Source organism: Luteimonas colneyensis (assembly GCF_014836665.1).
Classification (GTDB): domain Bacteria; phylum Pseudomonadota; class Gammaproteobacteria; order Xanthomonadales; family Xanthomonadaceae; genus Luteimonas; species Luteimonas colneyensis.
On sequence record NZ_JACSQJ010000003.1, the window covers coordinates 112,473 to 123,918 of the forward strand.

An 11,446-nucleotide genomic window follows, 5' to 3' on the forward strand; every position below is an offset into this window, starting at 1 on the left:
TGCCTACTGCGAGCGCAGCGCCTCGATCGGATCGAGCATCGACGCCTTGCGCGCCGGGTAGTAGCCGAAGAACAGCCCGGTGGCGACGGAGAAGCCGGCGGCCATGGCCACCACCTGCCCGTTCAGTACCACCGGCAGGTCGCCGAAGCGCCCGACCAGCAGGGCACCGGCGACGCCGATCACGATGCCGAGCGCGCCTCCGACCAGCGACAGCAGCATCGCCTCGGCCAGGAACTGCCGGCGCACGTCCGACGGGCCCGCCCCCACGGCCATGCGCAGCCCGATCTCGCGGATGCGCTCGGTCACCGACACCAGCATGATGTTCATGATCCCGATGCCGCCGACGATCAGCGAGATCGTCGCCACCGCGCCCAGCAGCAGCGACATCAGCCGCGTGGTCGCGGTGCGCGTGGCCACGATCTCGGAGATGTTGCGCACGCTGAAGTCGTCCTCCGCGCCAGGGGCAAGACGATGGCGCTGGCGCAGCAGCGATTCCACCTCGCCCTGCACGTAGCCCAGGTCGTCCGCGTCGGCGACGGTCAGCGCGATCTGCATCACCGCGCCCGGCGGCAGGCCCATGGAGCCCAGCAGCCGGCGGCGCGCGGTCTGCATCGGCACCATCACCACGTCGTCCTGGTCCTGGCCCCAGCCGCCCTGGCCCTTGGGCGCGAGCACGCCCACGACCACGAAGGGCACGCGCCCCAGGCGCACGGTCTGGCCGATCGCGGGCTCATCGCCGAACAGCTCGCGGCGCACGGTCTCGCCCACGATCACTTCCTTGGCCGCGCCGCCGTAGTCCTGGGCGTCGAAGGCCTCGCCCTCGGCCAGGGTCCAGGCGTTGATGTCGAAGTAGTCGGGCTGCACGCCCTGCCAGCGGCTGGACCAGTTGTTCTCGGCGTAGACCACCTGGGTGCTGCCGTTGAGCGAGCCGGAGACGTACTGCACTTCCGGGATGTCGCTGCGGATCGCCTCGACGTCGCCCTCGGTGAGCGTGTAGTAGCTCGACGCGCTCTGGCGCACGCCGCCCGGGCCGCGGCGCGAGCCCGGCGAGATGTCCAGGCGCTGCGAGCCCAGGCCCGAGACCATCTTGTCGATCTCCGACTGGGTGCCCTGCCCCACCGAAACCATCACGATCACCGCGGCGATGCCGATGATCACGCCCAGCGAGGTGAGGACGCTGCGCATCCAGTTGCCGCGCAGGGCATGAACGGCCGTGCGGATGACGTCGCTGAACTTCATGCCGCGGCCTCCGCGTGTTCCGGATGCAGTTCGCCGTCGCGGATGACGTAGGTGCGGTCGGCATGCGCGGCGACCTCGGCATCATGGGTGATGAGCACCACCGTGTGGCCCTCGTCGCGCAGCCGCTTGAACAGCGCCAGGATCTCCTCGCCGGTCTTCGAATCCAGCGCGCCGGTGGGCTCGTCGGCCAGCAGCAGCGGCGGGCGGTTCACCAGCGCGCGAGCGATCGCCACGCGCTGCTGCTGGCCACCCGAGAGTTCGTTCGGCCGGTGGCCGGTGCGGCCGCCCAGCCCCACTGCCTCCAGCACCTCGGCGGCCATGCGCTCGCGCTCTTCAGGGGGCACGCGGGCATAGGCCAGGGGCATGGCCACGTTGTCGAGCGCGCTCATCCGCGGCAGCAGGTGGAAGCCCTGGAAGACGAAGCCGATCTTCTCCCGGCGCAGCGCCGCCAACTCTTCCGCATCCAGCGTGGAGACGTCGACGCCGTCGCAGTGGTAGCTGCCGGTGCTGGGCGTGTCCAGGCAGCCGATGAGGTTCATCAGCGTCGACTTGCCGGAGCCCGACGGGCCCATGATCGCGACGAACGCGCCGCGCTCGATGCGCAGGTCGACGTCCTTCAGCGCCACGACCTCGGCCTCGGTGCCGGCCGAGTAGACCTTGCCAAGGGTCCGCGTTTCGATGATCGGGACGGCGGAGGTCATCGCGCCGCGCGCTCGCCGGTCACCAGCACGTCGCCGGCCTGCACGCCGCCGGAGATCTCGGTCATGGTGCCGTCGGAAGCGCCGACGCGGACCACCACCGGCTCGGGCCCGCCGGCAGACAGGCGGTACACCGTCGTCCGCGTCGCCCCGACCAGGCTGGCCACCGCCGCGTCCCAGCGCCGCGCCTGGCCTTCATCGAGGCTGGCGCGGAAGCCGGCGAAATCGTCGCGATAGCGCTGCAGCATGCGCTGGCGGATCTGCGAGGACATGGCCGCCGACGGCGCACCTCCGCCGCCGCGCGGGCCGAAGCCGGGACCTCCGCCGTTCTGCTCCGCGGGAGCCGCCCGGCGCGCTTCCTGCCGGGCCTGGATCGCGGCGATCGCCTCGTCGAAGGCCGCCTGTTGCGCCGGCGCCAGCTCCAAGGCGGCGGCTTCGCGGCGCAGGTCGTCGGTGACGCCGGCGCGCGCGCCCCGGTCCGGGGCCATGGCCACCGGACCCTCGGCGCTGGTGGGCTTGTAGCGCAGCGCGGCGTTGGACACCTTGAGCACGCCGTCGCGGCGGCTGACCTCGATCTCGGCGTTGACCGTCAGCCCCGGCAGCAGCGTGCCGTCGCTGTTGTCGACGGTGACCACGACGGGATAGGTGACCACGTTGCTGGTGTTCGTCGCGGCCAGCCGCACCTGCTCCACGACGCCGGAGAACTCGCGGTCGGCGAAGGCGTCGGCGGTGAAGCTCACCCGTTGCCCGGCCTGGACCTGGCCGATGTCGGCCTCGTCCACGGCGAGCTCGATCTTCATCTTCGACAGGTCTTCCGCGATCGTGAACAGTTCCGGCGCCTGCAGGCTCGCGGCCACGGTCTGGCCCGGCTCGATCGTGCGCGTGAGCACCACGCCGTCCACCGGCGAGCGGATCACCGTGCGCTCGAGGTTGATGCGCGTGGTCTGCGTGGCCGCCGTCTGCTGGCCGATCTGGGCCTGCGCCGAGGCCACCTGCGCGCGCGCCTGGTCGAGCGCCGCGCGCGCCAGGTCGATGTCGCTCTGCGCGACCAGCTGGCGGTCGCCGAGCTCCGCCTTGCGGCGGTAGTCGAGCTCGGCGTTCTTCAGGCTGGCTTGGGCCTGGGCCAGGCTGGCCCGGGCGTTGGCGATCTGCGCCGAGCCCTGTTCGATCTGCGCCTGGTAGCTGCTGGGGTCGATCTTCGCGATCACCTGCCCCTGTTCGACCTTGTCGTTGAAGTCGACCAGCACGTCGGTGACCTGGCCCGAGATCTGGCTGCCCACGACCACGGTCGAGATCGCGCTCAGCGTGCCGGTGGCGGAGATCGCGACGCGGATGTCGCCCTGCTCGACCTCGACGGTGCGCCAGGTGCCGGTATCGGCGCCGGCGTCGCGCTGGACGAGGTACCAGGCACCCGCCGCCACGGCCAGGGCCACGGCGACGATGGCGGCAAGCGGCTTGCGGGAACGCCTGGCGGTGCGCTTGGGACGTGGGCTCATGCTGTGCGGGATCCGGATGGGGTCGGGGAGCCTAACGCACCACGGCCACGCCGGTTGACCGCTAGCGTGCGCGCGGAAAGTTCAGGGTGACCCGGGTGCCCTGTCCCGGCGTGCTGTCGATCGAGATCGTCCAGCTGAAGCGTCCCGCGAGGCGGCGCACCACCGCGAGGCCGAGGCCCCGGCCGCCCACGTACTGGTCGGCGCGGTAGAACGGTTCGAAGACGCGTTCCAGCACGTCGCGATCCATCCCGACGCCGGTATCGTTGACCTCGACACGGTCGTCGCCGACCACGACTTCGATGCGGCCGGCAGCGGTGAAGGTGCAGGCGTTGCGCACCAGCTGCTCGAGGATCACCGACATCGCCCGCCGCGACCCGGACAGGACCGGCGCGGCGCGCTCGACCAGCGCCAGGTCGACGACCGCAGAATGCCCGAGCTCGTCGAGCAGCACGGTACCGATGCGGACCGCCTCCGTGGCCACTTCCAGCACCTCGAATTCCTCGGTCGCGACCGGTTCGTCCTCCCGCGCCAGGATCAGCAGGGCATCGACGACCGCCTCCATGTCGCGCGCGGCCACCTGCACGCGATCCAGCGAGCGCTGCATTCGCGGCGGCAGCTCGGGGTCGCGGCGCAGCATGTCGGTCGCCACGCGCACCACGGTCAGCGGCGTGCGCAGCTCGTGGCTCGCCTCCCGGGTGAAGTCGCGCTCGCGGCGGATGAACGACTGGCTGCGCTCGGCCAGGCCACGGATGGCACCGCCCAGCAGCCGGACCTCGCGTCCGACCTCGCCCGGGAGCTGTCCCGGTTCGATGGCACCGAGGTCAGGCTGGCGCGGATCCCAGCGCGCGACCTCGCTCGCCATCGCGGTCACCGGAAGCACCATCCGGCGCGCGATCCGGTAGCTCAGCCAGCTGACGGCGCCGATCGCCCCCATCGCCACCAGGGCCGCGATCACCAGCGACCAGCTGCCCACGCGGTCCATCAGGTGGAAGGTCACCCGCAGGTAGAGCCGGCCGCCGGGACCGTCCTGGACCAGCAGCCGCTGCGACGGCCCGGGTTCGCGCAGCAGGTGGCGGCCGGGTCCCGCCTTGACGAAGGTGGCGGGCACCCCCAGCGCCAGCGCATCGGCGCCCTCGGGCACGAAATAGCCGTTCACCGACTGTGTCCAGGGCGGCGGATAGGCGGGGTCCCGCGCGAGTTCCTGCCAGAAGCGGTCCGCTTCGGCCTGCATCCAGTCGGACGCGATCCGGGCGCGGGCGAACACGGTCGCCACGTACATGCACGTGACGACCGCGACGATCGCCAACACGGCCTGCAGCACGAACACGCGCCGCAGCTTGCGCGGTAGTCCCTGGGGCATCAGCGGATCCGCTGCCCTCAGGCGGGCGGCTGCTCGATGTCGGCGATCCGGTAGCCGGCGCTCTGGACGGTATGCAGCAGCGGCTTGTCGAAAGGCTTGTCGATGGTCTTGCGCAGGTTGTAGAGATGGCTGCGCAGCGTGTCCGAGTCCGGCAGGCTGTTGCCCCAGATCTCGCGCTCGATCTCCTGCCGGTTCACCACCCGCGGTGACTCCCGCATGAGGATCGTCAGCAGCTTGAGCCCGATCGGCGACAGCTGCAGCTCGGTGCCCGAACGCGTCGCGCGCAGGCTGGCCGGATCGAGCACCAGGTCGGCGACCTTGAGCACTTCCGAGCCCACCTGGCGGCGCTCGCGCCGGATCAGCGCGCGCAGTCGTGCCTCCAGCTCCTGCACCGCGAAGGGCTTGACCAGGTAGTCGTCGGCGCCCGCGCCGAGACCGGTCAGCTTCTCGTCCAGCGTGTCGCGGGCGGTCAGCATCAGCACCGGCGTCGACTTGCGCGCTTCCTCGCGCAGGCGCTTGCAGACCTCGATGCCGTCCAGCCGCGGCAGCATCAGGTCGAGCACGATCACGTCGTAGTTGTTCTCGCTCGCCAGCCGGTAGCCATCGAGGCCGTCGGCCGCGTAGTCCACCTCGAAGCCGCGGCTTTCGAGGTATTCACCCACCATTTCCGAGATGTTCCGGTTGTCCTCGACGATCAGAACAAGGCCACCGGGTTCCTGCGATCCGCGCATGAGTCCTCCACAAGGACAGTCTTCAGCTTTGTGAAAGGCTGCCGCGCGGCCTGTCCAGAGCGCGTGAAGATCAGAAGCGGATCCGGCCGGCCAGGATGTCGCGGAACATCACCCAGTCGCCCGCGAAGGAATACAGGGGATGGCGGAAGGTCGCCGGGCGGTTCTTCTCGAAGAAGACATGGCCGACCCAGGCCAGGGCATAGCCGCAGGCGAGCGCCGCCAGCAGCCACCACGCATTGCCGGTGACGAGCGCCACGACGGCGAAGGCGAGCGCTCCGCAGCTGCCGATGAAGTGCAGGCGCCGCGACGTCCGGTTGCGGTGTTCGCCGAGGTAGTACGGATAGAACTCGCGGAAGCTTGCGAAGCGGGCCATGTCGCCTCCCGTTGCGGCCGACCGCCCGATGATGCCTCAGCCGTCGCCGCTACGCTCGGCGTCCTTCACCCGCGCCCAGAGCGCCTCCTGCGCATCGAGCGTGCGCTCCGACAGCGGCGTGCCCTCGGCGGACGCCAGGGCCTCCATCGCGCGGAAGCGGCGTTCGAACTTGTGGTTGGCCCGCCGCAGCGCCCCGCCGACGTCGACCTTCGCGTGCCGCGCCAGGTTCGCGGCGACGAACAGCAGGTCGCCGAGCTCGTCCTCGAGCCGCGCGCGGGCGCCGGCGTCGTCCGGCGCGACGGCCAGCGCCTCGAACTCGACGCGGACTTCCTCGAGTTCCTCCGCCAGCTTGTCCATCACAGGCTCGGGGCCTGGCCAGTCGAAGCCGGCCCGCGCCGCGCGCGCCTGCAGCTTGAGCGCGCGCTGCCACTCCGGCAGCCCGCGCGCGATTCCCGCCAGCGCCGAGCTGTCGGCGTCGCCCGCGGCCGCGCGCTCGGCCTGCTTGATCTCCTCCCAGCCCGCGCGCACGGCGTCGGCATCCCCGTGCGAAGCGTCACCGAACACGTGCGGATGCCGCCGCTCCATCTTGTCCGCGATCGCGCGCGCCACGTCGTCGAAGCCGAACATCCCGGCCTCGCGCGCCATCTGCGCATGGAACACGACCTGCAGCAGCAGGTCACCGAGTTCGTCGCGCAGGCCGTCCATGTCGCCGCGATCGATCGCGTCGGCGACTTCGTAGGCCTCCTCGATCGTGTACGGCGCGATCGTCGAGAAGTCCTGCGCAAGGTCCCACGGGCACCCGCCCTGCGGATCCCGCAGCTTCGCCATGATCGCCAGCAAGCGGTGCAGCTGTTCGGACACTTCGGGACTCCCGGAAAGGCTTTTGCCACGGATGAACGCGGATGGACGCGGATTTACACGGATCGAGCAGGAAAAGCAGAAAAAGCCAAGAGCATTCTTTCACCGCGGATTTGCGCGGATCTGGCCGAGGCAAGGTTGTTGCCGAAAGCCCATGTGAGGAGACAGCGAGTGCAGAGCGTGGTGTTGGCAACGACCTCGGCCAGATCGGCGTAATCCGCGCAAATCCGTGGCAAACGCTCTTATAGCCACTCTCGCCACGGCAGCCCCGGATCGCCCAGCGCGATGAAGTCGCCGTTGAGCAGGGTGTCGCGCTGGTTGTAGCGGAAGGGGCGACCGCGGAGGTCGAGGACGCAGCCGCCGGCGGCCTCGAGGATGGCCTGGCCGGCGGCGGTGTCCCACTCGCTGGTCGGGCCCATGCGCGGATAGGCGTCCATGCCGCCTTCGGCCAGCAGGCAGAACTTGAGCGAGGAGCCGAGGCCGATGGCGTCGTGCTCGCCGATGCGCTGCAGCAGGGCGGCGGTGCGCGGGTCGAGGTGCGAGCGGCTCGCGGCGACGCGCAGCGGCGCGGTGGCCGGGCTGCGGGTGGCGATGCGGCGTTCGCCGTCGCCGTCGCGGCGGAAGGCGCCCTGCCCCGGCACGCCGTGCCAGACGGCGCCGCTGACCGGTGACTGGATCACGCCGAAGACCGGCACGCCGTCCTCGATGAGCGCGATGTTGACGGTGAACTCGCCGTTGCGCTTCAGGAACTCGCGGGTGCCGTCGAGCGGATCGACCAGCCAGAAGCGCCTCCAGCTGCGCCGCTGCTCCAGCGGAACCGTGTGTGCGGACTCTTCCGACAGTACCGGGATCTCCGGCGTCAGCCGCGCCAGGCCGTCGACGATGCAGCGGTGCGCGGCGAGGTCGGCCGCGGTGACCGGGCTGGCATCGGCCTTGGCGCGCACGGCGAGGTCGTCGCCGTCGTGCACCGCCATGATCGCGACGCCGGCGTCGCCGGCGATGGCGATCACGCCTTCGCGCAGGGACTCATCCAGCATGGTGCTGCAGCCAGTCGCGGGCGATGAACAGCGCGGCGATCGAGCGGCCCTCCGAGAAGTCCTCGCGCAGGATCAGTTCGTGCAGGCGGTCGAGCTTCCACGGCACCACCTCCAGCTCCTCCGGTTCGTCGCCGGGCAGGCGCTCTGGATAGAGGTCGCGCGCGAGCACGAGATGGGTGGAGTGGCTCATGTAGGTCGGCGCGAGGGTGAGCGCGCGCAATACCTCGAGCCGGCGCGCGCCGTAGCCCGCTTCTTCCTTCAGCTCGCGGTCGGCCGCCTGCAGCGGGGTCTCGCCGGCGTCGATGCGGCCCTTGACCAGGCCCAGCTCGTAGCGGTGCACGCCGGCGGCGTACTCGCGCACCAGCAGCACGGTGCCCTCGTCGAGCAGCGGCACCACCACGACCGCGCCGTGGCCGCGGCCGTGCAGGCGCTCGTAGCGGCGCCGTTCGCCGTTGGAGAATTCGAGGTCCAGGCGCTCGAGGCGGTAGGGACCGGCGTCCGACTCGCTGACGCCGTGGATGACCGGCAGGCGGCGGCTCACGGACGCACCCCGGTGGCGCCAGCGGCGATAATGCGGCGATGTCCGACAAGTCTTCCCACGATCCCGCCATTCTAGCCGAGGGCGACGCCTGGCGATCCCGCGACCTCGCCGTGCTCTGGCATCCCTGCACGCAGATGCGCGAACACCCCGGCACCCTGCCGCTGCTTACCGTGTCCCACGGCGACGGCGCCTGGCTGGTCGGCCACGACGGCCGGCGCACGCTGGACGCGGTCAGCAGCTGGTGGACCAACATCCACGGCCACGCCGAGCCGCGCATTGCCGAAGCGATCGCGCGCCAGGCGCGCAGGCTCGAGCACGTCATCCTTGCCGGCGCCACGCATGAAGGTGCGATCGAGCTGGCCGAGCGCCTGCTCGCGATCGCGCCGCGGCAGGCCGACCGGCCGCCGCTGGCCAAGGTCTTCTACGCCGACAACGGCTCGGCCGGCGTCGAGGTCGCGCTGAAGATGGCCTTCCACTGGTTCCGCAACCGCGGCGACGAGCCGCGGCGCACGAAGTTCGTCGCGCTGCAGAACGGGTACCACGGCGAGACCATCGGCGCGCTGTCGGTGGGCGACATCCCGCTGTACCGCCGCATCTACGCGCCGCTGCTGATGGAGGCGATGTTCGCGCCCTCGCCCGACGCCTGGAACGCGCGCCCGGGGCAGTCGGCCGAGGACTGCGCGGAAGAGGCCGCCGACGCGCTTGCCCGGCTGCTCGACGAGCATCCCGGCGAGATCTGCGCGCTGATCCTCGAGCCGCGCCTGCAGTGCGCCGGCGGCATGCGCATGCACCACCCGGTGTACCTGAAGCGCGCGCGCGAGCTCTGCGACGTGCACGGCGTGTTCCTCATCGCCGACGAGATCGCAACCGGCTTCGGCCGCACCGGCACCATGTTCGCCTTCGAACAGGCCGGCGTGATGCCCGACCTGATGTGCGTCTCCAAGGGCCTCACCGGCGGCTTCCTGCCGCTGGCCGCCGTGCTGGCGACGCAATCGATCTACGACGGCTTCCTCGACGACTCGCGCGAGCGCGCCTTCCTGCACTCGCACAGCTACACCGGCAACCCCCTGGCCTGCGCGGCGGCACTGGCCTCGCTCGACATCTTCGAATCCGACGAGCTCATCGCCCGCAACCGCGTGACCGCCGCGAAGATGGCCGACGCCGCGGCGACGCTCGCCGACCTGCCGCACGTGGCCGAGGTGCGCCAGGCCGGCATGGTGGTCGCCTTCGAACTCACCCGCGACGGCAACCGCGACACGCCCTTCGACCCTGCCGAACGCGTCGGACTGCATGCCTACCGCAAGGCCCTGGACCACGGCGTCCTGCTGCGGCCGCTGGGCGACACGCTCTACTGGATGCCGCCCTACTGCATCGACGACGCCCAGCTCGCACTCATGGCCGAAACCACCCGGGCGGCCATTGTCGGGGCAGTACGAAAGGATTAGCCACGGATTTGCACGGATCAGCGCGGATTTACACGGATAGGGCGAAAGCCTTTGCCTTTGCTTTTTGTTGTTTTGTCTTTGCAGGAGCAGCTATAGCTGCCACAGGGCATATCAGGGAAAAGCGCTTTGGCCACGGATGACGCGGATGACGCGGATCTGGCCGAGGCAAGATTCTTGGCGGGAGCCCCATTCCGGATAAAAAGCCGGCTCGGAGCGCGGCCTCTGCACTGGCCTCGCCCAGATCCGGTCATCCGCGTCATCCGTGGCAAAAAAAGTTCCTGGCTGTTGCCCGTGCCTGGTCCAAGCTGCCGCTGCTCCTGCAACGACAAAACCAATAACAAGGGCTTTTGCCCTATCCGTGTAAATCCGCGCTGATCCGTGTAAATCCGTGGCAGAAAAAAGGACCCCCCATGCGCCAGAGCCGTGAGTACGTAGACCAGCCCCTGACCGTCGGGGCGAGCGTGACGCTGCCCGACACCGCCGCGGCGCACCTGCTGCGGGTGCTGCGGCTGGGGGTCGGCGACGCCTGCGTGCTGTTCAACGGCGACGGCTTCGACTACGACTGCAGGATCGCGACCGCCGGCAAGCGCGGCGGCGAGGTCGAGGTGCTGGCGGCACGCGAAGTCGACAACGAGTCGGCGCTGCGCATCGTGCTGCTGCAGGGCGTGGCCCGCGGCGAGAAGATGGACTGGATCCTGCAGAAGGCGACCGAGCTGGGCGTGGCCGGCTTCGTCCCCGTGAACAGCGAGCGCAGCGAGGTGCGGCTCGATGCCGCCCGCGGGGAAAAGCGGCTGGCGCACTGGCAGGGCGTGGTGGCGTCGGCCTGCGGCCAGAGCGGACGCGCCAAGGTGCCTCCGGTGGCGGCACCGGTGCCGCTGGCCGAGGCGCTGGCCGGGCTCCCCGCCGGGGCACTGAAGCTGACGCTGGATCCGACCGCCGATGCCGCGATCCGTGGACTGGCCGATCCGCGCGGGCGCAGCATCGTGGTCGCGATCGGGCCCGAAGGCGGCTGGTCGCCGCGCGACCGGACCGTGCTGTCCGCGGCGGGCTTCGAGGGGCTGCGGCTGGGGCCGCGCATCCTGCGCACCGAGACCGCGGGCATCGCGGCGATCAGCGCGCTGCAGGCGGCATTCGGCGATCTCGCCTGACGCGCGGACCGCGCGCGCCGTCGCGCTCAGGCCGCCAGGGCTCCGCGGATCGCACCCTCGATGGCATCGACGTCGGGCAGCAGCGCCGGTTCGTCGTTGAGCAGCACGTTCATGAGCACGCACGGCGGCAGCGCTTCCGCGCCTTCGCCATCACCCTCGCCGGCGTTCGCCACCAGGGCATCGCGCGACACGGTGACCAGTCGCGGGAAGCCCTTGGTCAGCAGCGCCACGTAGGGCAGGCGCGCGTCGCCGCCGAGGGCCTTGAGCACCACCACCTTGCTGCCCAGGCCGCCGGCTTCGTCGGCGATGCCCGCCAGGCGCGAGAACGAGGCCAGCGGCAGCTGCCAGCCACGCCAGCGGATGCGGCCCAGCAGCCAGTGCGGGGCGTCGGCCACCGGCTCGGGATCGGCGTAGGACAGCACCTCGGCGATCGTGGCGTTGGGCAGCAGCAGGCGCGCGCCCTCGACCTGGATAAGCACGCCGCGGATGTCCTGGATGGCAGTGGAGTTCATGTCGGATC

At 70.7% G+C, this 11,446-nt stretch carries 12 protein-coding genes; 2 read left to right on the top strand and 10 right to left on the bottom strand.

The window, feature by feature from the left end:
- Positions 1–3: 3 nt before the first annotated feature.
- From H9645_RS07480 to nudE, 9 genes are all read right to left on the bottom strand, one after another.
- Positions 4–1,239: an ABC transporter permease gene (locus tag H9645_RS07480; RefSeq protein ID WP_191729078.1), complete on the bottom strand. Its 1,236-nt coding sequence runs from the start codon at positions 1,237–1,239 to the stop codon at positions 4–6.
- Positions 1,236–1,940 carry an ABC transporter ATP-binding protein gene (locus H9645_RS07485; RefSeq protein WP_191729079.1) on the bottom strand — a complete coding sequence of 235 codons (705 nt, stop codon included), beginning with the start codon at positions 1,938–1,940 and terminating at the stop codon, positions 1,236–1,238. Before H9645_RS07485 ends, H9645_RS07480 begins: the two co-directional genes overlap by 4 nt.
- Positions 1,937–3,433 carry an efflux RND transporter periplasmic adaptor subunit gene (locus H9645_RS07490; RefSeq protein ID WP_191729080.1) on the bottom strand — a complete coding sequence of 499 codons (1,497 nt, stop codon included), beginning with the start codon at positions 3,431–3,433 and terminating at the stop codon, positions 1,937–1,939. Before H9645_RS07490 ends, H9645_RS07485 begins: the two co-directional genes overlap by 4 nt.
- 61 nt (positions 3,434–3,494) lie before the next feature.
- Complete coding sequence (locus tag H9645_RS07495) at positions 3,495–4,793, bottom strand: sensor histidine kinase (protein WP_191729081.1); 1,299 nt, start codon at positions 4,791–4,793, stop codon at positions 3,495–3,497.
- A gap of 17 nt (positions 4,794–4,810) precedes the next feature.
- Positions 4,811–5,524 carry a response regulator transcription factor gene (locus H9645_RS07500; protein WP_189498789.1) on the bottom strand — a complete coding sequence of 238 codons (714 nt, stop codon included), beginning with the start codon at positions 5,522–5,524 and terminating at the stop codon, positions 4,811–4,813.
- 70 nt (positions 5,525–5,594) lie between these two features.
- Complete coding sequence (locus H9645_RS07505) at positions 5,595–5,897, bottom strand: Mpo1-like protein (protein ID WP_191729082.1); 303 nt, start codon at positions 5,895–5,897, stop codon at positions 5,595–5,597.
- A 36-nt stretch (positions 5,898–5,933) separates the two neighbouring features.
- On the bottom strand, positions 5,934–6,758 hold the full coding sequence (gene mazG, locus H9645_RS07510) for a nucleoside triphosphate pyrophosphohydrolase (RefSeq protein ID WP_425490219.1): 825 nt from the start codon (positions 6,756–6,758) through the stop codon (positions 5,934–5,936).
- Between the two features lie 239 nt (positions 6,759–6,997).
- A complete protein-coding gene (gene cysQ, locus H9645_RS07515) occupies positions 6,998–7,792 on the bottom strand; it encodes a 3'(2'),5'-bisphosphate nucleotidase CysQ (protein ID WP_191729083.1) in 795 nt (264 codons plus the stop codon).
- Positions 7,782–8,333: an ADP compounds hydrolase NudE gene (gene nudE / locus H9645_RS07520; protein ID WP_191729084.1), complete on the bottom strand. Its 552-nt coding sequence runs from the start codon at positions 8,331–8,333 to the stop codon at positions 7,782–7,784. The genes cysQ and nudE overlap by 11 nt, the downstream gene beginning before the upstream one ends.
- A 38-nt stretch (positions 8,334–8,371) precedes the next feature.
- Between nudE and bioA the strand changes: the two genes are divergently transcribed.
- Both bioA and H9645_RS07530 read left to right on the top strand, forming a co-directional pair.
- Positions 8,372–9,778, top strand: coding sequence for an adenosylmethionine--8-amino-7-oxononanoate transaminase (gene bioA, locus H9645_RS07525; RefSeq protein ID WP_191729085.1), 1,407 nt, complete (start codon positions 8,372–8,374; stop codon positions 9,776–9,778).
- A 410-nt stretch (positions 9,779–10,188) separates the two neighbouring features.
- Entirely contained in the window at positions 10,189–10,926 is a 738-nt protein-coding gene (locus H9645_RS07530) for a 16S rRNA (uracil(1498)-N(3))-methyltransferase (protein WP_191729086.1), read from the top strand.
- Positions 10,927–10,952: 26 nt separating this feature from the next.
- Here H9645_RS07530 and H9645_RS07535 read toward each other — a convergent pair whose 3' ends face one another.
- Positions 10,953–11,438, bottom strand: coding sequence for a chemotaxis protein CheW (locus tag H9645_RS07535; RefSeq protein WP_191729087.1), 486 nt, complete (start codon positions 11,436–11,438; stop codon positions 10,953–10,955).
- Between the last annotated feature and the right edge of the window lie 8 nt (positions 11,439–11,446).